At 59.0% G+C, this 22,274-nt stretch carries 16 protein-coding genes; 6 read left to right on the top strand and 10 right to left on the bottom strand.

What is annotated here, in order from left to right:
* Window positions 1-4: 4 nt before the first annotated feature.
* The 4 genes from AD663_RS04980 to AD663_RS04965 all read left to right on the top strand — a co-directional run bounded on the left by AD663_RS04980 (window position 5) and on the right by AD663_RS04965 (window position 6,045).
* The gene (locus tag AD663_RS04980) at window positions 5-964 is read left to right on the top strand and encodes a cytochrome-c peroxidase (protein WP_053213372.1); all 960 of its coding nucleotides are present in this window, start codon (window positions 5-7) and stop codon (window positions 962-964) included.
* Window positions 961-2,763, top strand: a complete 1,803-nt coding sequence (locus AD663_RS04975; protein WP_053213371.1) for a DAHL domain-containing protein — start codon at window positions 961-963, stop codon at window positions 2,761-2,763. Before AD663_RS04980 ends, AD663_RS04975 begins: the two co-directional genes overlap by 4 nt.
* Window positions 2,760-4,166 carry an ATP-binding protein gene (locus AD663_RS04970; RefSeq protein WP_053213370.1) on the top strand — a complete coding sequence of 469 codons (1,407 nt, stop codon included), beginning with the start codon at window positions 2,760-2,762 and terminating at the stop codon, window positions 4,164-4,166. The genes AD663_RS04975 and AD663_RS04970 overlap by 4 nt, the downstream gene beginning before the upstream one ends.
* A gap of 259 nt (window positions 4,167-4,425) precedes the next feature.
* A complete protein-coding gene (locus AD663_RS04965; RefSeq protein WP_053213369.1) occupies window positions 4,426-6,045 on the top strand; it encodes an FMN-binding glutamate synthase family protein in 1,620 nt (539 codons plus the stop codon).
* On the opposite strand, the gene AD663_RS04960 is transcribed toward AD663_RS04965, so the two are convergent.
* The gene (locus AD663_RS04960) at window positions 6,046-7,563 is read right to left on the bottom strand and encodes a glucosyltransferase domain-containing protein (RefSeq protein ID WP_053213368.1); all 1,518 of its coding nucleotides are present in this window, start codon (window positions 7,561-7,563) and stop codon (window positions 6,046-6,048) included.
* Between the two features lie 215 nt (window positions 7,564-7,778).
* Window positions 7,779-9,200: an amino acid permease gene (locus tag AD663_RS04955; RefSeq protein ID WP_003178442.1), complete on the bottom strand. Its 1,422-nt coding sequence runs from the start codon at window positions 9,198-9,200 to the stop codon at window positions 7,779-7,781.
* A 579-nt stretch (window positions 9,201-9,779) separates the two neighbouring features.
* Between AD663_RS04955 and AD663_RS04950 the strand changes: the two genes are divergently transcribed.
* Window positions 9,780-10,241, top strand: coding sequence for a transposase (locus AD663_RS04950; RefSeq protein WP_003178440.1), 462 nt, complete (start codon window positions 9,780-9,782; stop codon window positions 10,239-10,241).
* Window positions 10,242-10,500: 259 nt separating this feature from the next.
* The gene (locus tag AD663_RS04945) at window positions 10,501-13,608 is read left to right on the top strand and encodes a transglycosylase domain-containing protein (RefSeq protein ID WP_053213367.1); all 3,108 of its coding nucleotides are present in this window, start codon (window positions 10,501-10,503) and stop codon (window positions 13,606-13,608) included.
* Between the two features lie 164 nt (window positions 13,609-13,772).
* Here AD663_RS04945 and AD663_RS04940 read toward each other — a convergent pair whose 3' ends face one another.
* The 8 genes from AD663_RS04940 to AD663_RS04905 form a co-directional block, all read right to left on the bottom strand.
* The gene (locus tag AD663_RS04940; RefSeq protein WP_053213366.1) at window positions 13,773-14,264 is read right to left on the bottom strand and encodes a CS1 type fimbrial major subunit; all 492 of its coding nucleotides are present in this window, start codon (window positions 14,262-14,264) and stop codon (window positions 13,773-13,775) included.
* A 56-nt stretch (window positions 14,265-14,320) separates the two neighbouring features.
* On the bottom strand, window positions 14,321-14,809 hold the full coding sequence (locus AD663_RS04935) for a hypothetical protein (RefSeq protein ID WP_033045924.1): 489 nt from the start codon (window positions 14,807-14,809) through the stop codon (window positions 14,321-14,323).
* Window positions 14,810-14,866: 57 nt separating this feature from the next.
* Window positions 14,867-15,235, bottom strand: coding sequence for an adhesin (locus AD663_RS04930; protein ID WP_256217157.1), 369 nt, complete (start codon window positions 15,233-15,235; stop codon window positions 14,867-14,869).
* Window positions 15,236-15,669: 434 nt separating this feature from the next.
* On the bottom strand, window positions 15,670-16,152 hold the full coding sequence (locus tag AD663_RS04925) for a CS1 type fimbrial major subunit (RefSeq protein WP_003178429.1): 483 nt from the start codon (window positions 16,150-16,152) through the stop codon (window positions 15,670-15,672).
* Between the two features lie 44 nt (window positions 16,153-16,196).
* Window positions 16,197-16,940, bottom strand: a complete 744-nt coding sequence (locus AD663_RS04920; protein ID WP_033045923.1) for a pilus assembly protein — start codon at window positions 16,938-16,940, stop codon at window positions 16,197-16,199.
* A gap of 61 nt (window positions 16,941-17,001) precedes the next feature.
* On the bottom strand, window positions 17,002-18,237 hold the full coding sequence (locus AD663_RS04915) for a hypothetical protein (RefSeq protein WP_053213364.1): 1,236 nt from the start codon (window positions 18,235-18,237) through the stop codon (window positions 17,002-17,004).
* Window positions 18,238-18,294: 57 nt separating this feature from the next.
* On the bottom strand, window positions 18,295-19,563 hold the full coding sequence (locus tag AD663_RS04910) for a hypothetical protein (RefSeq protein WP_053213363.1): 1,269 nt from the start codon (window positions 19,561-19,563) through the stop codon (window positions 18,295-18,297).
* A gap of 94 nt (window positions 19,564-19,657) precedes the next feature.
* A complete protein-coding gene (locus AD663_RS04905; RefSeq protein ID WP_053213362.1) occupies window positions 19,658-22,192 on the bottom strand; it encodes a CS1-pili formation C-terminal domain-containing protein in 2,535 nt (844 codons plus the stop codon).
* Window positions 22,193-22,274: the final 82 nt, after the last annotated feature.

Here is a 22,274-nt window from a genome sequence, read left to right as displayed (position 1 = left end):
TCCCATGGCGTCACATGGACTGATTCTGGCTCTCGGCCTGCTCGTGGGATCAAGCGTGAGCGTTCGCGCCGAGCCGCTGGACGAACCGCTCAAGCCACTGCCACCCGTTCCTGCCCTCGACCCCAAGCGCGTCCAACTGGGCCAGCGGTTGTTCAATGATCCACGGCTGTCGGTCAATAACACCTTGTCCTGCGCCAGCTGCCATCGCCTGGACAAGGGCGGTGCCGACGACAAGGCGCTTTCCCTGGGCTTCGACGGCAAACCCGTGGAGGTCAACACGCCGACCGTATTCAACGCCAGCCTGAACTTCCACCAGTTCTGGGACGGTCGCGTCGACACCCTGGAAGAGCAGGTGCACACCGTAGTGATCAGCCCCACGGAGATGGGCAATACCTGGGAAACGGTGGTCAAGCGCATCGCCGACAACCCAGGCTATGCCAAGGACTTTTCCGAGGCTTACCCCGAGGGGGTGAGCGAGGCCAGCATCCGCAGCGCCCTGGCCGATTACGAACGCACCCTGCAGACGCCTCATTCACGCTTCGACCAGTACCTGCAAGGCAATACCGACATCCTGACCCCCCGGGAAAAGTTCGGCTACCAGCGCTTCAAGGAATACGGCTGCATCGCTTGCCACCAGGGCGTGAACATTGGCGGCAACATGTTCCAGAAATTCGGCGTCATGGGTGACTACATTCAAGACCGGGGCAACCCCACCCGGGCCGATGAAGGACGCTTCAACGTCACGGGTGACGAAGCGGATCGCCAGGTCTTCAAGGTGCCCAGCCTGCGTAACGTGGCCATCACCGCGCCGTATTTCCATAGCGGGTCGGCACCGACCCTGGAACGCGCGGTGGAAGTGATGTTCAAGTACCAGTTGGGACGCGAACCGGCCGGCAAGGATACGGAGCTGATCGTTGAATTCCTCAAGACCCTGACCGGCGAATGGGAGGGCAAGCCTCTATGACCACTCTGAGACGCTTCGGCCTGGCGTTCATCGGTCTGTTACTGGCTTCGATCCTACTGTTCATGTACGTCGAGACGGGCGCCCAGCAAGCCGCTTCCTATATCGAAGCCCGGGACCTGGTCCGCCTGCTCAAGCAGCAGGATGCGATCTGGGACAATGAAGTGCTCAAGGCCCGTGTAGCCTTGAGCCACAACTATGACCCCCTGGTCTCGCCCCTGCATGAGATGAATGGCCTGTGGCAACGCCTCGACGCCATCGAGTCGGTCCCGGGCCGCCATGCCGCCACACTCTGGGAAAGCCTGCGCAGCGATTACTTGCAGGCAGTCAAGGAAAAAACCCGGCTGGTGGAGCAGTTCAAGTCCCATAACGCGTTATTGCGCAATTCCCTGGCTTTCCTGCCCACCGCCGAAGACGACATCCAGGGCGAGTTCTCACGGCTGTCGGATGCGGACAGGTTGCAACTGCAGAACGTCGCGATCGACACCTATGACTTGCTGCTCAGCAGCATGGAGTTCGCCCAGGTCACCACCCCCGAGATTGCCGCTGAGGTCTTGCTTGGCCTGAACAAGCTGGAAATCAACAAGGAACGCTTGCCCGGCGAGCTCCAGGGCTCCGTCGACATCCTTCGCCGGCACATTGCGCTGATCCTGCGCGAACAACCTCGGGTCAACGAACTGTTGCAGAACATCCAGGCCGTGTCCGTGGCGAGCCGCCTGGACACCATCACCAGCCTGTTGGAGAAGGATCAGGAAACAGCCGCCGCCAAGCATCAGCGTAACCACGTCTACCTGCTGGTGTTCGCCACGTTCCTGGTACTCATCCTGATCTGGCTGGCGATCCGACTGGTGCGCAGCTTTGCCGAAATCAAGCGGGTCAACAACGCCCTGCAAACGGCCAACGACGAACTGGAGCAACGGGTCGAGGAGCGCACCCGCCAGCTCAAGGACACCCAAAGCGAACTGATGGACACCGCCCGCCAGGCCGGCATGGCGGAAATCGCCACCAACGTGCTGCACAACGTCGGCAATGTGCTCAACAGCGTGAATATTTCCGCCGACCTGGTCAGCCGCAAACTGCGCAGCAGCAAGGCCCTTGGCCTGGCCAAGGCGATGCAACTGATCAATGAACACGCCGATGACCTGGGGCACTTCCTCACCGAGGACGCGAAAGGCAAGCTGCTGCCGGGTTATCTCAACCAACTGGTCGAGGCTATCGCGCTGGAGCAGCAAGGCCTGACCGAGGAACTGGCCCAGTTGAGCAAGAGCGTGGACCACATCAAGGACATCGTCTCCACGCAGCAATCCTATGCCGGCGCCAACAGCCTGCTGGAACCGCTGGTGGTGAGCGAACTGCTCGAAGACGCCCTGCGCATGAACTCCGGCGCCCTGACCCGCCATCATGTTACGGTGATCAAGGAATACGGCGAGGTGCCCAGGATCATGGGCGACAAGCACCGCTTGCTGCTGATCCTGATCAACCTGATCAGCAACGCCAAATACGCCATGGCGGGGGTTTCCAACCATGCGCGGAATATTACGTTGAGGGCCTCGGTCGTCGACGGCGAGACCTTACAGATCAGCGTCAGGGACGAAGGCGAAGGCATTCCCGAGGAAAACATGACGCGTATCTTCGCCCATGGTTTCACCACGCGTAAGGAAGGCCACGGTTTTGGCCTGCACAGCTGCGCATTGGCAGCGATTGAAATGAACGGCCACCTCACCGCTCACAGTGAGGGGCCAGGCACAGGAGCGACGTTCGAGTTGCAACTGCCCCTGAAACTCGCAGAAGGTGAGCCATGAATAGCATGAGTAACCGCCGTATTTTGCTGATCGATGATACACCCGCCATTCATGACGATTTTCGCAAGATCCTCACGCCAGAGGATGAAACCAATGCCGATTTGCAGGACATGGAAAGCGCATTGTTCGGCGATGCGCCGAAGCCTGCCGCCACGGTGTTCGAGCTCGATTCGGCCTATGGCGGCCAGGAAGGCCTGAAGAAACTGCTGGAAGCGGCGGCGAAAGAACGCCCTTATGCCCTGGCCTTCGTCGACATGCGCATGCCCGAAGGTTGGGATGGGGCCAAGACCATCGAAGAGCTCTGGAAGCACGACCCGCAGCTTCAGGTCGTGGTCTGTACCGCGTATTCGGATTATTCCTGGGACGAACTGCTGGATCGCCTGAACGGCCATGATCGCTTGTTGATCCTGAAGAAACCCTTCGACAACATCGAAGTCCAGCAGATGGCCAACACCCTGACCACCAAATGGGAAATGACCTCCCGGGCCCGCCTGAAGATGAACAAGCTCGAGGACCTGGTGGAGCAGCGCACCCAGGCGTTCAAGCAGGCCAGCGAGCTGCTGCAAATGGAAATCGACGAACGCAAGATGCTCGAAAGCCAGCTGGTGCAGTCGGAAAAACTCGCCTCGCTGGGCCAGTTGGCGGCCGGCGTGGCTCACGAAATCAACAACCCGATCGGCTTCATTTCTTCCAACCTGGGGGCGCTGGATGGCTACTTCGGCAAACTCCAGGAAATGCTCACGGCTTATGGCAGTGCCGAGCAAGACATTGCTTCGCAGGAACAGGTGATGCAGCTCAAAAAGCTGCGCGACCAGGTGGAACTGGATTTCCTGGTCGAAGACATTCCGGTGCTGATCAAGGAAACCAAGGACGGCATCGCCCGGGTCGGGCAAATCGTCAAGGACCTGAAGGACTTCTCCCGCGTCGATTCCAATCAGGAGTGGCAGCTGGCCAATCTGCAACAAGGCATCGATTCGACGCTGAACATCGTCGCCAATGAAATCAAATACAAGGCCGACGTGATCAAGCAATACAGTCCATTGCCGGAAGTCGAATGCCTGCCGTCGCAGATCAACCAGGTGATCATGAACCTGATCGTCAACGCTGCCCAGGCCATCGGCCCGGAGCGCGGCACCATCACCTTGCGTAACGGCGTGATGGACGAAAGCGTGTGGATCGAAGTCACCGACAACGGCTCGGGCATCCCGCCGGAAACCCTGCAGAAAATCTTCGACCCATTCTTCACCACCAAGCCCGTCGGCCAGGGCACGGGGCTTGGGCTGTCGCTGTCCTACGGAATCGTGAAAAAACACCACGGCGACATCACCGTGCGCAGCGAAGTCGGTGTCGGAACCACCTTTCGCGTGGAACTGCCGATGCGGCAGATGAAACAGGCGGGCTGAAGAGCCTGGAACATCGATCGTTCAGAGCCAGACACACCCGTGGCGAGGGAGCTTGCTCCCGCTGGATGCGCCAGCATCCCTCTCTCTCAAACGCCACGCGTTCAATCTGATCCACCGCGTCGCCGGGTTTCGGGGCCGCTGCGCGCCCCAGCGGGAGCAAGCTCCCTCACCACGGGGTTGGGTTTCATCATGTCCACCACAAGGCTCGTGTTCCTGAGTACCATACCCCCCACCAAGCGCCCAATCCCAAGGAAACCGCATGAGCCTGTCGCTGCTGAGTCGTTACGCCTTCTTTGCCGGCTGTGTGATCTTCACCCTCATCAGCCTGCCGTTCCTGCAGCATGACTGGCTCTGGCCAATCGCCCTGGTGACCGGGCTGCTGAGCCTGCTGGGGCTGTTCGACCTGCTGCAAAGCCGCCACGCGGTACGGCGCAACTATCCGATCCTGGGCAACATCCGCTACCTGGTCGAAGGCATCCGCCCGGAGATCCGCCAGTACCTGCTCGAATCCGACAGCGAGGCCCTGCCCTTTTCCCGGGCCCAACGCTCGCTGGTGTATTCCCGGGCCAAGAACGAAAGCGCCGACAAACCCTTCGGCACCTTGATCGACGTCTACCAGACTGGGTTCGAGTTCATCGGCCACTCCATGCGCCCCGCCCCACTGAGCGACCCCAGCGGTTTTCGCGTCACGGTCGGCGGCCCGCAATGCACCCAGCCGTACTCGGCGTCAGTGTTCAACATCTCCGCCATGAGCTTTGGCTCCCTGAGCGCCAACGCCATCCGCGCCTTGAACCAAGGCGCCAAGCTGGGCAACTTCGCCCACGACACCGGTGAAGGCAGCATCAGCCCTTACCACCGCGAACACGGCGGCGACCTGACTTGGGAGCTGGGCAGCGGCTACTTCGGCTGCCGTACCAGCGACGGGCACTTCGACCCCGAACGCTTCGCCGTCCAGGCACAGAACCCGCAGGTGCGGATGATCGAAATCAAGATGAGCCAGGGCGCCAAACCCGGCCACGGCGGGATCCTGCCCAAGCACAAGGTCACCCGGGAAATCGCCGAGACCCGCGGCATTCTCATGGGCGAGGACTGTGTTTCACCGGCCTGCCACAGCGCGTTCTCCACACCGATCGAGCTGATGCAGTTCGTCCAGCAATTGCGCGAACTGTCCGGCGGCAAACCGGTGGGCTTCAAGTTCTGCCTGGGCCACCCCTGGGAATTCATGGGCATCGCCAAGGCCATGCTGGAAACCGGCATCCTGCCCGATTTCATCGTGGTCGACGGCAAGGAAGGCGGCACCGGCGCCGCGCCTGTGGAGTTCACCGACCACATCGGCGTACCGCTGCGCGAGGGCTTGCTGTTCGTGCACAACACCTTGGTGGGCCTGAACCTGCGGGACAAGATCAAGCTCGGCGCCAGCGGCAAGATCGTCAGCGCCTTCGACATCGCCAGCGTCCTGGCCATCGGCGCTGACTGGGCCAACGCCGCCCGCGGCTTCATGTTCGCCATCGGCTGCATCCAGTCTCAAAGCTGCCACACCAACAAATGCCCCACCGGCGTCGCCACCCAGGACACCCTGCGCCAACGCGCCCTGGTCGTCCCGGACAAGGCCCAGCGGGTCTACAACTTCCACCGCAACACCCTCAAGGCCCTGGCCGAAATGCTCGCCGCCGCCGGGCTTGAGCATCCGTCGCAATTGCAGCCCAAGCATTTGGTGCGGCGCATGTCGGCGACCGAGATCAAATTGTTTTCCCAGTTGCATGTGTTTTTGAAGCCGGGGGAGTTGCTGACGGGTGAGGTCAACGGGGCGTTTTACTCGCGGATGTGGCAGATGGCGCAGGCGGATAGTTTTGAGCCGCGGGAGGTGGTGGCTGCATAACTATCGCCACCATCCCCTGATGTACCCTTCGGAACCCGTTAAATCTTTCATGACAATAAAATCACCTGAATCAGTGACATAAAATGAATAGAACTTCCTGTCTACCACCCGCCTATACGTCTTGCCCTCAGCCGTCGCCGCATCAAAAGCGGCGCGCCTCTCTGAAACCACATTATTAATACCGTACTGAGGTAAAGTATTTGGGCGGAGCACCATACTGGAGCTGCTCAAAAGGTATCGCAACGCCGGCATATAACTTATGGCACCCTGCGCTTTGGGCAACCATTTTCCATCAGCAGGGGGTTCAACATAATAAAGCACAGGGGAGTTGAAAAATTCTTCTGTTGCAACAATGTCATAAGCTACAAACATTGCCACGGCCGTCTCAAGCTCTTTTTTTGCGACAAGAACTTGCCCATAGCCGTAGCCAAATGAGTACATTGCCAAAACGGGTATCACCAAAAGCATTCGCAACCTATACCCAACACGCCCCAGAACCTCATGATTCATCAGCAGCAACAAAAACAACACTACAGAAAATCCCAGATAGTCCCGAGCTTCCAAAACAGGGTCCAGCACGAATAACATCGGACCAGGGATACAAACAATCAGCACCGGCGGTACGCATAAACAGGCCCCCAGCACTAAAATTTTTTCGCCCCTACCGCCGGCCATTGCTAAAACGTTCTTGATGACCAGAACATATCCCACACCGGCTACGACCACCATTAAAATAGAAAAAAATCCATTTCCGGCGTTAATCAACTCGAACACTTTTTCCATAGAGAACTTAAATTTCCTGACGACCTCCTCAAGCCAGTGCGAATCGAATTCCGCCAGCGAGCCGCGCCTGTCGCTCGTCAGTTTGAAAGCGGTAAAATAATAAAGAAACCCTCCGAAGGAGAGCTGTAAACCGCGCTGCCCAATTTCTCTCAACACTTCCCGCGCCGGCTTGCCGTTCCTGACATTCCACAAACACTCCATACAGCACAACCCAATAAAAATTGTGATGACCAGTTGATAGATGCTCAGCAGCACTGTTATTAAAATAGCCGACACGCACCCTCGCAGGCAACTATTGCGGACACGACAGGTGATAGAAAAAACAGCAGCCACAACCGCCAACATCATACCCGGCCCATCATATTGGAAACTGATGTTACCTAAAAAAAAAGGATTACAGAGCAGCGGGAGCACCACGAGACACGCCGTCCACTCGGGTCGAGGAAAATACCTTAACGTCAGTCTCGTCATCGCATAGGCAAGTGCAAAAGTAGCAATCAATAATGGAAGCGGGAAAATATTAATGGTTGCGTTGTTAAACGCCATAAGCTTCGCAAGCATTTCAGCCAGCACTCTGCCGTGAATTCTCCACCAGTCATCGATCGCCAGTAATTCTCGCCAACTATCGTCTACATAGGCGTAATCGGCATGGATAATAGGGTATACGTATAAAAAAGAAGCTATCGTAAAAAACAATAGCACCTCTTTTTCGCTAAGTACTTTTGTTATTCGCATAGGTTACTCGTGCAATCGCCATCAGTACGGATAGATCTTTCATCTTGGCGCCTTGCCATTCCTCTGCTGGCGAGCTTTCAAGCTAGGCTGCGGTCCGATGCAGGTCTACTGTCAGAACTTACAGGTCAGGTACAGTCTTCGACGGACGGTCAATCACAGTTCAATAAAAAAGCCCCAGTCACTGACTGGGGCTCTCTTTTTACATCGCGGTTAATTTACGACACTGACCGCACCGAGCTTCGGGTTTCGCCGGTTGGCTGCAACTTGAAGATATAGAACAGTGCAGTCAGCAATACGAGGAACGCCGGGCCGACATACAACGCCACGCGCGTATCGGGGAAGTACGCCATCAGGCCCACCACCAGCACCAAAAATGCCAGCGCCAGGTACGAGCTGACCGGGTACAGCCACATGCGATATTTCAGCGCCGCCCGTTCCGAAGCGCTCAGGCTTTTGCGGAATTTGAGTTGGGCCAGCAGGATCATGACCCAGGTCCAGATCGCGCCGAAGGTGGCGATGGAGGTCACCCAGACGAAGACTTTCTCCGGCACCAGGTAGTTGAGCAGTACGCCCAACAGCAGGGCGGCGATGGACAGCAGCAAGGCGCGGCGCGGGACGCCGTTGGTTGAGGTCTTGGCGAAGCCGGCTGGGGCCTGGCCGTTCTGCGCCAGGCTGTAGAGCATCCGTCCGGTGCTGAAGATGCCACCGTTGCAGGATGACAGCGCAGCGGTGATCACCACGAAGTTGATGATGCCGGCGGCGGTCTTGATGCCCAGGCGCTCGAAAGTCATCACGAACGGGCTGCCTTGGGTGCCGATCTCGTTCCATGGGTAGATCGACAGGATCACGAACAGCGCGCCGACGTAGAACAGCAGGATCCGCCAGAACACCGAGCCGATGGCATTGGGGATGGTTTTCTGAGGGTTCTTCGCCTCGCCGGCGGTGAGGCCGATCATTTCCACGCCCAGGTAGGCGAACATGACCATTTGCAGGGACATCAACACGCCCTGTACGCCGTTGGGCATGAAGCCACCGTGGGTCCAGAGGTTGGAAATGCCCAGGGCCACGCCGTCGTTGCCGAACCCGAAGGCGATGATGCCGACGCCGCCGATGACCATGGCGATGATGGTCACGATCTTGATCAGGGCGAACCAGAATTCGAATTCACCGAAGGCCTTGACTGCGATCAGGTTGATCGAGCCCATGCTGACCAGTGCGGCCAGCGCCCAGATCCAGCGGGGGACGTCGGGGAACCAGATGCCCATGTACACCGCCACCGCCGTGATTTCCGCCACGCACGTTACCAGCCACAGGAACCAGTAGTTCCAGCCGGTCAGGAAGCCGGCCAGCGGGCCGAGGTAGTCCTGGGCGTAACGGCTGAACGAACCGGCCACGGGGTTGTGCACGGCCATTTCACCGAGGGCGCGCATGATCACCAGGATGGCCAGGCCGCCAATGATGTAGGACAGCATGATCGCCGGGCCGGCCATTTCGATGGCCTTGGCCGAACCGAGGAACAGCCCGACACCGATGCAGGCGCCGAGGGCCATCAGGCGGATATGCCGCTCGCCGAGTTCACGTTTGAGCGGACCACCCTGAGCGGTCTCGCCATGGCGCAGATGATTGCCGACAGGCATAGGGATACAACCTCGTCTTGTTATTGGATTGACCACCGGGTCTCCAAAGCCGCAGGCCGGTAAGCCTGCCACCTTGCCGAAACCGGACCTGTCTCGTGGACAGGCCGTCCTTTGGAACAACAGCCTAAGGATCAGCGGGACGTGCAGTATAAAAAGCCAGGGATAGAGAGATTCACTATAAAAGCGGGGAAATTCAGGGATAGCTTCAACAGTAACTGGGGTTCTGAAGATGCATTACCTTGGATTCAGCCTCTTTGTATTACGGCGCCGAGTATTGCACAGCGAGGGTGCAGCGTCATGCCTGGGGAGGGATGGATGGCTCTAGCACGGGCCTCACAGACACAACTGCCCTTGTGGCGAGGGAGCTTGCTCCCGCTCGGCTGCACAGCAGCCGCAAAAATGGCAGCCCTCAATTTTCAACGGATGGAAAAGCAGGGGCGGCTTCGCCGCCCAGCGGGAGCAAGCTCCCTCGCCACGGGTACTACAGTGTTTTCGGAAAAGTCGCTCAGTCATCAGCGCATCGGATTGTCATGGACGAAGCTACCGTAAATGGACACCCCAACCACAGGAAGCCAAGGAATGCGTCCGCTACGTCCAAACTCTCATCGGCTGCGTCGTGGACGCTCTTCGGAGCGTGGGCGAGGTTACCTCGTCACTACGATCGTTCATCAACGCGTGCCTATTTTCGAAGACCTGCGACTGGGTCGCTTGTTGATTGCAGAAATGCGTCTGGCTCATGAGCAAGGTCTGGTCAACTCGCTCGCCTGGGTTGTGATGCCCGACCATCTACATTGGCTGGTGCAACTGGAACGAGCCCAGCTCTCTCAGGTCATGCAGATCATCAAATCTCGCAGCACGCTTGCAATCAATCGAGCCATGAACAGAAACGGTGCCTTCTGGCAAAGCGGCTTCCACGATTGCGCCATCCGCGATAACCAATCCCTTCGCCCCGCTGCCGACTACATCACCGACAATCCTGTTCGCGCTGGGCTGGTGGAACATATTGGCGATTACCCCCACTGGGATACTGCATGGACCTAATCGCTATTTGAAACCACCGCCCCCGCTTTCCCACCCACAACAAACGCTTCAGCCATGCACCGGTTGCGTCTGCTGCGCAGCCGAGCGGGAGCAAGCTCCCTCGCCACAAAAGCCAGTCAGTCAGTTAATCATTCAGCCATTCAGCTAATCAGTCAGCCAGACCGGCAATGACATCCGCCCACAATTTCCCCTCCCCCACGCCAACCACCGTCTAAGCTTCAAGCAAGTCCGATCAATCTGCTTAATGGATCAGTCGACTATGGGCGCTTTGTGGCAAACCGATTCGAATAAACCTGTGGTCCCGACTGAACGTATGGAAGAAGCGCCTTTACCTAAAAAAACTCGCCGCGCTCGGCATGGCTGGCGGGCGTTCTGGTTGTTGTTGCTGATCATCGCGGTGGTGGTCGGCCTGGCGGTGGCCAAGGAAATGCGCACGTCGCGGTTCCAGGCCCGGGAGATCAGCAAGTACGCCGCGTCACTGAGCTATTCGGTGCAGCCAGGGCCCAGCGATGCCATCGTCTACCCGGGTGCTGGCCCGTTCGATCGGCGGTTGGGCTACAGCTCGCTGGGGGAGTTTTTGCCGCGTTTGCTCAAACGCGACTACGTCATCCAGGCCCAGGCCCGTTTCTCACCGGCCCTGATGGATTACGTCAAGAAAGGCCTGTTCGTGCCCTACGCCGAAAAGATCCAGGCGGGGTTGACCATCACTGACTGCCGCGCCGCACCGGTGTATCAGTTCAAGTACCCGCAGCAGCTGTACGCCAATTTCGACGCGATCCCGCCGGTGGTGGTGCAAAGCCTGTTGTTCATCGAGAACCGCTTCCTGCTCGACCCCAAGCAACCCTTGGCAAACCCCGCGGTGGACTGGCCGCGCTTCGGCATGGCGGCGTGGTCGCAGGTGGCCAAGTTGCTGAGTTTGCCGGGGCAATCCGCCGGTGGCAGTACCTTGGCGACACAACTGGAAAAATACCGTCACTCCCCCGAAGGCCTCACCGTGTCGGGCGCGGAGAAAATCCGCCAGATGATCTCCGCCAGCGTGCGCGCTTATCAGGCCGGCCCGCAGACCCTCGAGGCACGGCAACGGGTCATCCGCGACTACCTCAACAGCGTGCCGCTCTCCGCCGTGCCCGGGCATGGTGAAGTGCATGGCATGGCGGAAGGCTTGCGGGTCTGGTACGGCGCTGATTTCAACCGGGCCAACGAACAACTGTCCAGCACCGCGACTGATCCCAAGAGCCTTGCGGACAAAGGCCTGGCCCTGCGCGAGATGCTCTCGTTGATGATCGCCCAGCGCCGCCCGTCCCATTACCTGTCCAAGGGCCGCGACGAACTGGCGCGCCTGACCGACAGCCACGTCCGCCTATTGGCGCAAAACGGCGTCATCGATGCCGCCCTGGCCGAAGCGACCCTGGCGAGTAAAGTCAGTTACCGCGACTGGGTGCAGCAACCCACCATCCAACCCATCGAAACCAACAAAGGCATCAGCGCCGCCCGCAGCCGCCTCGCCACGCTGCTCAACCGGCCGCTGTACGACCTCGATCGCCTGGACCTCTCCGCCACCAGCACCTTGCAAAGCGACTTGCAGGCCCAGGCCACCGAGTACCTCAAGCGTTTGGCCGACCCGGCGTTCGCCGCCGAGATCGGCCTGATGGGGGAACGCCTGCTGACGCCCACCAGCACCACCCAGGTGCGCTACAGCTTCACCCTGCTGGAGCTGACCCCCGACGGCTCCCGCGTGCGAGTACAAACCGACAGCACCGACCAACCCTTCGATATCAATGAAGGCAGCAAACTGGAATTGGGTTCCACCGCCAAGTTGCGGGTACTGACCACGTACCTGCAGATCATCGCCGAGCTTCACGATCGTTACGGCCAGCAGACCCCGGCGCAACTGAAGAAAGCCGAGATCGCCGAACAGGACCGCCTCTCTCGCTGGGCCGTCGACTACCTGATCCAGAACACCGACCGCAGCCTGCCGAAAATGCTCGAAGCCGCACTGGACCGTACCTATTCCGCCAGCCCCGGCGAGGCGTTTTTTACCGGTGGCGGGCTGCACACTTTCCACAACTTCCGCAGCGAGGACAACGGCCGCAACCCAACCCTGCGCGACGCCCTGCGCGAGTCGATCAACCTGCCGTTCATCCGCCTGATGCGCGACCTGGTGCGCTACGCCACCTACGCCGGCCCCAGCAACAGCGCCGAGTTGCTCAAGGACGACAAGGACCCGCGCCGCCAGGAATACCTGGCCCAATTCGCCGACCGCGAAGGCACCTCGTTCCTGCTCAAGTTCTGGAAGAAATACCAGAAAAAAGACACCGGCCAACGCCTCGAAACCTTCCTCGACAGCATGCACCCCACGGCAATCCGCCTGGCCGCCGTGCACCGCTATTTCTTTCCCAACGACAGCCAGGAAAGTTTCAACCGCTTCGTGCGCTCGCACCTGAAATCGGCCAAGAGCGCCGAAAAACTTACCGATGAACGCCTGGAACGGCTCTACCAGAGCTACGGTCCCGGCGCCTATGACCTGCCCGACCAAGGCTTCATCGCCAAGGTCCACCCGCTGGATTTGTGGTTGATGGGTTACCTGCTGAACCACCCCGACGCCAAGTTCAGCCAGATCGTCAAGGCCAGCGAGTTCGAGCGTCAGGAGGTCTACAGCTGGCTGTTCAAGAGCCGGCACAAGAGCGCCCGCGACAGTCGCATCCGTACCATGCTGGAAATCGAAGCGTTCCTCGATATCCATCAGCGCTGGCAGAAAGTCGGCTACCCGTTCGACCACCTGGTGCCGTCACTGGCCACCGCCATCGGCAGCTCCGGCGACCGTCCGGCGGCGCTTGCAGAATTGGTGGGCACCATTCTCAACGACGGCATCCGCCAACCGGCGCTGCGCGTCGACAGCCTGGACTTTGCCGTCGATACGCCCTACGAAACGCGACTGGTCAGCAACCCGGACAACGGCAAGCGCGTGATGCCGGTGGAAGTGGCCCAGGCCCTGCGCGGGGCGCTGTCCCAAGTGGTGGATGCCGGCACCGCGAAACGCGTGGCCGGCAGTTTCAAACTGGCCGACGGCACACCGCTGGCCATGGGCGGCAAGACCGGCACCGGCGACAACCGCATCGAAGCCATCGGCGCGGGTGGCCGCATCCTCAGCTCCAAATCGATCAACCGCACCGCCACCTTTGTGTTCTACATCGGAGACAGTCATTTCGGCACCCTGACCGCCTATGTCCCAGGGGTGTCGGCGCAGAACTTCAAATTCACCTCGGCCCTGCCGGTGCAAGTGCTCAAGGGCATGGCGCCGTTTCTGTCGCCCTACTTGCAACCGGATAGCCATACACAGTGCAAGCCGTTGGTGGCTCGGCAATGAATTACAGCAGTGAGAGGGGCAGACACATGTGGCGAGGGAGCTTGCTCCCGCTGGGGCGCGCAGCGGCCCTAAAACCTGGCGACGCGGTGGTTCAGGATGATTGAGTGGCCCTCGAGGGGGCTGCTTTGCAGCCCAGCGGGAGCAAGCTCCCTCGCCACACAAAGTCAGAGGGTTACACGGGGTACCGCATCGAAGATGACGGTGAAGTTCCCGGTGTACAGGCCAGGCGTGCGAGGGATGGGCCAATGACTCGCATGGATAAACATCTCCACCTGGGTTCCTGGGGTGGATGTGGCGTCATCCACTACTTCTTGAGGCACCTCGCTCAACAATACGTCGTTGAACAAGACACGCAGCGGTATGAGCACGCTACCGTTAGACAAAACAGAACGTCCATCAAGATAGGCATGAACCGAGCCATCGGTATTCTTCACATCAAAGGTCTGGCGTATGCTGCTCAAGTCATAGGTTACGGTGTTGTAATACATGTACTCATCTTTACCAAAATCCGGATTGCGTGGTTGCACGTGGAACTGCTTGTTCGGAATGTTCGCCGTGATATGGATGGAGGCGAGCGCATCGTCAGCCGCCCACACAAACGAAGGGCTCAGGGCTGCAACGGCCAAGGCTGTTACGGACATTATTTTTTTAAACATGCTGAATTCTTCTTTTAGTAATAAAACGAAGTGGAGACTCCCCGTGGCACGGTGAGTTACAGGCTAACCCGAGGGACCGCATCGAAGACCACGGTGAAATTCCCGGTGTACAAACCGGACAGGCTGGGAGTAATCGGGAACGGCGCGAAGATATGCATCTCAGCTGTCGTACCGGGCGTGGACGTGGCGTCATCCACCACCTCCTGCGGTAACTGATGTAGCAAGACGTTGTTGAACACGACTACAACGGGAATCGAATATTTGCCATGCAGCCAGGAGTTTCCTTCAACGTAAGCATGAACCGAACCGTCAGTATTCTTCACATCGAAAATTTGGCGCACCGGGGACAACTTTTTGGTCACAGGGTTGTAATGCATAAACTCGTTCTTACCAAACTCCGGATCCCGTGGCATCACATGAAACTGCTTATTCGGAATATTCGCCGTGATATGGATGGCTGCGCGTGCATCATCAGCTGCCAACACCCACGAAGGGTTCAGGATCGCAACAACCAGAGCAGTTGCAGACACTATTTTATTAAACATGCTCGATCTTCTTATAAGTAATAAAACGAAGTGGATATTCCCCCGTGGCACTACGCGCTACAGGGCTGATACCCGTGGAACGGCATCGTAAATCACGGTGAATTGGCTGGTGTACACGCCCCCATAGCGATTGACCGGCATGGCCGTCGGGCGAATGACCATCTCGACCTGAGTGCCAGGCGTGGACGTGGCGTCGTCCACTACCTCTTGAGGCATTCCATTGAGGTAGACGCCGTTGAACAGCACAGCCAATGGAATATCAATCCGGCCATTGTTCAGATAAGCGCTGCCCTCCTGAATGTAAGCATGGACCGAGCCGTCGGTATTCTTTACATCGAAGATCTGGCGCACGTAACTCAGCGTATTGTTCACCGGATCGTAATGCATGTATTCGTCCCTGCCGAAATCCGGATTGCGGGGCTGCACATGGAACTGCTTGTTTGGAATGTTCGCGGTGATGTGGATGGATGTTCGTGCATCATCGGTCGCTAATGCCCATGAAGGACTTAGGACTGCAACAACCAAGGCTGTTACGGGCACCACTTTTTTTAACATCGCTTGACACCTCTTCTGAGTAATAAAACGAAATGCAAACTCCCCCGTGGCGAGGGAGCTTGCTCCCGCTGGGTGGCGAAGCCGCCCCCGCTTTTCCAACCAGATGGAAACTTCTGACTTGCCATCTTTGCGTCTGCTGCGCAGCCGAGCGGGAGCAAGCTCCCTCGCCACAAAAGCCGGTCAGTCAGTCAACTAATCCGCCAGCCCATGACACCAGTTCTTGTGAATTAAGTAGCTCCCCCTCCAACCCGCTCATCAATGCGGGGGATTACCCACTCTGAAAGCTACCGGGCTCTTGTGGAGACTCACGGCGCTAGGGCGTCGAACACCATGTGCACCGTGCCGTAGTAATCACCCGACCTGTACCCGTCGTCGGGCTTGATCGCGGCGATTTCCAGGGGCACATGGCGGCCGGGCCTGGCTTCGAGGGCCGTCACGACCTGGGTCGAGTCCAGGTTCAGTTCGACGTTGTTGAACTTCACCTTCAAGTCGATCCGCTCACGGCCGTTGGATAAATAAGCCTCCTCGGCCAAGCGCGCGCCGATGGCACCGGTGGTGTTTTTCACCTCGTAGGTCGCCCGCAGCGGGCTGAGCTCGCTGGTAATGGAACTGAACGGCAAGCGTTGCTCGCGCTGGACCAGTTGCGGGTCGAGGGGCAGCACATAAAAATCCACCGTCGGGATGGTCACGTGGAGTTCGAACGTTTCCCGCTCGACCGCTGCCCAGGCCGAGACCCAGGGCAGCATCAGGGCGGTCAACGCGAGGGGGTGTAGCAATGGCTTGGACATTTTGATTACCTGTGGCGTCTGCGACGGTTCGGCGGCGGCAGCCGTCAACCCTTGATCTCGACGGCTTTGCTCTTGCCGCCCTCGATCAGCGTGAAGCGGTATTCGCGGCCCGACTCCTTGTCGAAGGAAAACGTGCGACCGGCCATGACGTGGTGCTTGGTGGTCGGGCGGCAATCGGTTTCTTTCTTCGCCTCGCAGTCCTTGAACTCATCGATCACCACGACGCTGTTGCCGTTGTTGCGCATCACGTAGCGATTGGCGCTGTCATCGATCACAGTGTCGAAACGGGTGTCCTTGGGCCGCACGAAAAACACCGTGCCGTAGCCGGCCAGGACCTTGACCCCCGCTGCCACGCGTTCTTTCTTGTACGCTTCACGCTCCTCGGCACTGACGGCAAATTCGTCTTCGGCTTCCGGCACCACCGGCACGAAACGCACTCGGAAATAACGCTCCTTGTCGCGGTTGCCCATGAACAGCAACCGGGTGCCCTGCATGCCGTTGGCCGGCACGATCAGGCGCGCCGGGCTGGCCATCAGGCCATCCTTGGAGGTGGCCCCGGCCTGGTTCTCCAGGGGCAATTCCTGGTAGCTGCCGTCCTCGTTGTAAACGATTTCGAGGATGTTGACCTTGACGAACGCCGTGGAGGTTCCGCCGTTGAATACCCGCTTCATGTAGGTGCTTTTGTCGCCGTCCAGATAGTCGTAGACCACCCCGACACCAATCTGCGGCCCGGCGAGGGCCATGCTGCCGAACAGAAGAAAACCAACCCATGCCACTAGATGCTTCATCACTTCTCTTAACCTCATGTATTAAACGCAACTCACTGAAGACTGCCCCACGGCACGCCACTTAAACTTCTGAATCCCAGATCACCGTGACAGCGCCGGTATAGGTGTCGGGCGCGCGATCGAGCATCGCCGCGACACTGCTGCTGCGGATCTGGAAATGCAGGGTTGCGGGCTTGCGATCGATGTACCTGAGCGGGAGAAATCGAACAGGATTGGAAAAGCCCGCGACAGGCACCGTTCGGCGGTTGACCGGTGTCCCATTGGGATTGGTCAAGCCGTCGGGCAGCGTCACATAGACATCCACCGGGTAATAGATAGCCGAACCCGGCGCGGTTACACCGCACTCGGTGCCGGCCATGTATCGACACTCAAGTCTCATCGTGAAAGGCGAAGACGTCGAGATATGGAACTGATGATCGCGAAACAGCACCGTCGGTTTGCTGCCGTTGCTCAACCAGGCTTGCCAGCCCTCGCGAGGTTCCAACTCCACCCGGTTTCCTCCCGGTGGAATTTCAACCTTGAGGACATGTTCGACATCCAGGGTGAAGTTGAGCGTGAGCGCCGAATCATTGGGGAGCACGACGTCACCGAAGTCAAAATCCTGGCCCGGCCCGATGCCGAACGTCAGCGAGCCTCGGTACTGGCCGCCGGCCATTTTCAAAGGATTGGGCGTGCGCAGCTCATAGGCAAAGCTCAAGCCCTGATACTCGAATCGCGGAATCAGATACCGGGCTGGTTTAGCGCATGCGTCTTCTACCGGCGTCTTCCAGAAGAACCACGCGTGGGAAAGGGTGGCCCCCTGCCTCACACAGGGCGCCGGGGCCTGCCACCAAGTCGAGCCGAAGATCATGTTATAGGCGGTTTCATTACTCACGCCGCCACCGACTATGTCAGCCGGGCCGGGCGTCAGCCCGATCGCCCCGCCTAACCCGACTACGCGCAGCTCAAGCGTTTCGGTATGGCCGGTACCTGAATGGATCACCTGTACCGGACGCCAATTGGCCGGTACCTTGAGCATCGCACCTTGCCGGACATCTTCATGATTGGCCTGGATCGGCCCCCCTGAAGCACCGACGCCCATAAACAGGCTGAACATCCCCGCCGACTGGCACAACACGACAAATTGCTCGCAATAACCGCTGTTTCGAGTGGTATTGACGAACTTATTCTCTTGGGGCTTTGCGCTGTCCGCTCTGAACTGCGCAGTGATGTCCAGGCTAGCGGCGCTGGCGGCCGGCAAGCCGGCCAGACAAACAGCCGCAGCCATGCCCCTTGCCAATTTTCTCGAAAGTTCCATCTATGCAATCTCCTGCAAGAGCGCGAATCGTGGCGACGAAAACATCCGTTGAAGATTTCAAACTTCCGAATCCCAGATCACCGTGACGTTGCCGCTATAGTCCTTGGCCCCACTGTCCAGCATCGCTTCGACCTGGCTGCGGCCAACTTCGAAGTGCAGCATTCCCGGCCGGCGATCGACATAGAAGCCCGGCTGGAACAGTTCGGTGCCACTGCCGTCACGCAACAGGCGGCGACGGTTGACCGGTTGTCCGGCGGCGTCAGTCAGGCCATCGGGCAGGCTGACGCTGACGTCCACTGGCACTGAATGACCGGTGCCTGTTTCGGTGATCGCGCAGGTATTGCCGCTGACGTATTGGCATTCGAGCCCCATCTTGAAACGTGAGGAAGCGGAGATATGGAAGCGCTGGTCGCGGAACAGCTGGGTCGGTTTTTGGCCCTGGTTCAACCAGGCTTGCCAGCCACCTTGGGGGACCAATTCGACGCGATTGCCGCCGGGGGGGATTTCGATTTTGAGGGTGTGTTCGACGTCAAGCTTGAAGTTGAGCGTGATAGCCGAATCGGTGGGGATCATCACGTCGCCCATGTCAACGTCCTGCCCCGGACCAACGCTATAGGTCAGCGACCCGGTGTATTGGCCGGACGACATCTTCAATGGGTTGGGTGTGCGCAGCTCGTAAGCGAAGTCCAGATAGATGTATCTCATGCTTCCCTGAGGGATCAGATAATTGGCCCTTTTCGCACATACGCCCTCCGTCGGCGTTTTCCAGAAAAAAGAGTAGGTCCTATCGGTATAGCGTGCGATTCCGGTGTTTTGACACGGCGCAGGCGCATACAACCAATCACGACCGGTCCATAACATCTGGTGGGCTCTGTAACTACTCACATCTCCACCGACCAATTGGACCACATCACTCTCGGGGAAAAATTGTTGCCATCCCACACCGGCCCAGCGCACTTCAACAACCTCTGTTTCGCCCGTACCCACATGAGTAACTTGTACCGGGCGCCAATTGGCAGGCACTTTAAACATCGCACCTTGCCGAGGGTCTTCATGACCCGCCTGGATAGGGCCGATCGCATTGGCAGAGACATGCAATAGAATGCTGAAAATTCCTGCGGCCCTGCACTCCGACGGCTTAGATGCGCAAAACCCGCTAACTGGCGTGGTATTGGTGAACTTGTTCTCCATAGGTTTCGAAGGATCAGGCCGAAAAATCGCACTGATATCCTGCGTCAACGCATGAGCCACTGGCGAACCAGCAACGAGCGAGGCAAACAACAGCACCGAAACCACGCTGCGCACGGCCACCGATAAAGGTTTCATCTATACAACCTCATACATCAAAGCGAATCCCTGCAAATTGGAGAAAGAACCTTCACGTGGGGCGCGCACCTTGCTCCCCACGACACATCAGGAATCAGGAGCGCTGCTGGTCCTTGCCGGCCTCGCCCAATGAGTTATCCGCCAACGTGTCCGGCGTGCACCGCAAATCACCGATCATCAACACATCGCCTTCGCGATCGGCGTTGTCCGGGTCGAGGCGGAACCGGCAGAACAATTCACTGCCGTAACGCACTTCCAGGGTGGGCGAGCCGGCGTTCATTTCCATGGAGAAGAACCCGTCCGCCTCGCTGACGCCGCGACTGGCGTGGTTGATCACGTGATGGCCCCGAAGCGGCTCGCCGTGTTCGTCCACCAGGCGTCCAAGCACGGTCACGGTTTTCATCACCTGGATCTTGCGGTAGTCCACGCCACCCTTGTTCAGGTGATAACGGGTCCGTGCCGGCTCGATATTCGCCGCTGGCGGATGCACGCCGTCGAAGTCGAAGGTCACCATGCTGTTCTTGTAGGCGGTGATGGGGATGAAGTTGCGGCCCGGGCGCAATGCCGTGCTGCCACCGGTCAAGTCGTCGGCACGCAGGGCGACATCGTCCAGGTCGGTTTCCACGTCGACGATCAGGCCCGCGCCGCGCCCTTGGGGCTGGCCGGTGAAGGCGGTTTTCTGCCCGCCGACGGCCACGGTGCTGCTCAGGTTCAAGCCGCCGGTAAGGTTGTCGTTATAAGAGGAGCGCTGGACGAAACCGTCGCCGTACAGCGAGTCGGTCATGAAACTGGCGAGGCTGGACAGGCCCACGCCATAGGTGTCGGCCAGTGCCGTGGCGGAGACACTCTGCAAGACGTGGTCCTGCAGGTCTCGGCGATAGGTCACAGAGGCATTGTGGTCGCGGTCGCCGTCCCGTGATGTGCGACTGCCGATGCTGCCCGACCAGTACTCGCCCGGTCCGCCCAACGCGACACTGACGCTCAGGTCGACGCCGCGGTTGCGTCGGTCGTCGGTACTCGAAGTCCCGGGGCGGTCGAACAGCGACAGCCGCCAGTTGGCATCGCTGCCGCGCAGCTTGCCGCGCTGGGTCCAGCCCAGGTCGAGCCCGGTGCCCTGGACATTGCCTTCGCTGTAGGCCAGCCGTCCATTGATGGAAGTCTTGTTGCTCAAGCGATGGTTGATCGACAACGAGGAGTTGCTGGTTTGGCCGACGAACACGTTGCGCTGGCGAATGCGCGTGCCGTCCGGTCGGGTTTCATAGGTGTTGCGGGTGTCCAGCCAGCTACGGTTGTGGCTCGCCACGACGCTGCCATGGCCATAGCTGTAAAGGCCTTGCACGTCCATGCCGGTGCCGTACTGCTGGGTCTGATAGACGTTGGCGTACAGGCTGGTGTTGCTGGCGAGCGTCCAGTCCACCGAGGTGCCCACTTGCACTTTGTCCTGCACCTGGCGCGTGGAAGCGCCCAGGATCACCCGGGGATGCAGCAAATAATTGAGGCCCACACCCGCCGTGGTGAAACCCGAAGGCTGGTCTTCCCAGTTGCTCCAGAGCCTGGTTTCGCGCCCGGCGAACAGGTTGTAGCGCCAGCGGTCCTCCGAGTTGCTCCAGTTATTGGGTTTGTAGACCAGCTCCTGGCTGGTGGCGGTGGTCTGCCCGTCCTCGATCAACCGCACTTCCACTTCATAAATGCCACCGGGCAAGGGTCGCGTGTCCAGGCTCTGCAAGCCGGCGCTGACTGCCTGGCTGTTGATCAGCAGGCCGTTGCGATAAATCTCCACCGAAGCCTGGCGGTTGGCGGTGACATAAATGGGGTAGACGCTGGGCTTGGGATTGTCCAGCACCAGACTGTCGGAGCTGCCGTACATCACCCCGAGGGCGGTGTCCGGGTTGGCGCCGAACGAACGGATCTGACGGTTCAAGCCATCGGAGCTGGGGGTGAAATAACCCAGGCGGAAAAAACTGCCTTCCATCTCTCGTTGGGTGTAAAGCTCATGGACGGCGTGGTACAGCTTGTCGTCCGGGCCGCCAAGACGCGAAAGCTGGAGGTCCAGTGACTGGCTCCAGTTGCCGACGCTGGACATGGCGTTGAGGCCATAACGCCCGCCCGTGTCCTGTTCCTGGCCACCATTGATATTCAGTTGGTTGTTGAAGATCAGGCCGAGGCTGCCGCCTTCCGGCTGATCGTGGTAACGCTTGGTTTCGTAGGCTCGCTCCACGTCCCTGGTCAGGATCGACACCAATGAATTTTCCAGACTGTAGTGCACCGCCAGCAGCCCGGACGGGCAGTTGCTTTCGCAGGCGCCCAGCCTTTGTCCTTGCTTGAGATGCTGTTCCCATTGCTCGCGATCGACAGCTTTTATCGCGCTGTCCTGGGTGTCGGTGAATTCGAGCAGGGTAATACGATCATCCCGCGTCAAGACCACCATGGCTTCACCGAGATACTGTTGATTGAGTTCAACACGAACCGCCAAAGGCACATCGAAAAAGTGCGATTCAAACTCAGCCGGCAACCCCTTGGCCTGGGCAAGCAGGCTCCTGGGCGTGGTACCGGGGGCAGTCGGCGCAGCCAATGCACTCGCGCACAAACATAGCGCGAGGGCACCCGCGATGGGTGTCATCGGAAACATCAACGGATTCTCATAATCAACGAACGATCAGGGCGTTTCAGGTGCGGACCGCCCGGCGGGGGAGCGCCGGACGGCCTGCGGC

Origin of the sequence: Pseudomonas sp. Q12-87 (genome assembly GCF_001269755.1) — a bacterium.
GTDB classification, from domain to species: Bacteria; Pseudomonadota; Gammaproteobacteria; order Pseudomonadales; family Pseudomonadaceae; genus Aquipseudomonas; species Aquipseudomonas fluorescens_S.
The sequence above is the reverse complement of the archived record's forward strand: the minus strand, read 5'-3'. Positions and strand labels throughout refer to the sequence as shown.

Coding starts and splice junctions, on each gene's coding strand:
- AD663_RS04980 (WP_053213372.1), top strand. CDS start 5: ATGGCGTCACATGGACTGATTCTGGCTCTCGGCCTGCTCGTGGGATCA.
- AD663_RS04975 (WP_053213371.1), top strand. CDS start 961: ATGACCACTCTGAGACGCTTCGGCCTGGCGTTCATCGGTCTGTTACTG.
- AD663_RS04970 (WP_053213370.1), top strand. CDS start 2,760: ATGAATAGCATGAGTAACCGCCGTATTTTGCTGATCGATGATACACCC.
- AD663_RS04965 (WP_053213369.1), top strand. CDS start 4,426: ATGAGCCTGTCGCTGCTGAGTCGTTACGCCTTCTTTGCCGGCTGTGTG.
- AD663_RS04960 (WP_053213368.1), bottom strand. CDS start 7,563: ATGCGAATAACAAAAGTACTTAGCGAAAAAGAGGTGCTATTGTTTTTT.
- AD663_RS04955 (WP_003178442.1), bottom strand. CDS start 9,200: ATGCCTGTCGGCAATCATCTGCGCCATGGCGAGACCGCTCAGGGTGGT.
- AD663_RS04950 (WP_003178440.1), top strand. CDS start 9,780: ATGCGTCCGCTACGTCCAAACTCTCATCGGCTGCGTCGTGGACGCTCT.
- AD663_RS04945 (WP_053213367.1), top strand. CDS start 10,501: ATGGGCGCTTTGTGGCAAACCGATTCGAATAAACCTGTGGTCCCGACT.
- AD663_RS04940 (WP_053213366.1), bottom strand. CDS start 14,264: ATGTTTAAAAAAATAATGTCCGTAACAGCCTTGGCCGTTGCAGCCCTG.
- AD663_RS04935 (WP_033045924.1), bottom strand. CDS start 14,809: ATGTTTAATAAAATAGTGTCTGCAACTGCTCTGGTTGTTGCGATCCTG.
- AD663_RS04925 (WP_003178429.1), bottom strand. CDS start 16,152: ATGTCCAAGCCATTGCTACACCCCCTCGCGTTGACCGCCCTGATGCTG.
- AD663_RS04920 (WP_033045923.1), bottom strand. CDS start 16,940: ATGAAGCATCTAGTGGCATGGGTTGGTTTTCTTCTGTTCGGCAGCATG.
- AD663_RS04915 (WP_053213364.1), bottom strand. CDS start 18,237: ATGGAACTTTCGAGAAAATTGGCAAGGGGCATGGCTGCGGCTGTTTGT.
- AD663_RS04910 (WP_053213363.1), bottom strand. CDS start 19,563: ATGAAACCTTTATCGGTGGCCGTGCGCAGCGTGGTTTCGGTGCTGTTG.
- AD663_RS04905 (WP_053213362.1), bottom strand. CDS start 22,192: ATGTTTCCGATGACACCCATCGCGGGTGCCCTCGCGCTATGTTTGTGC.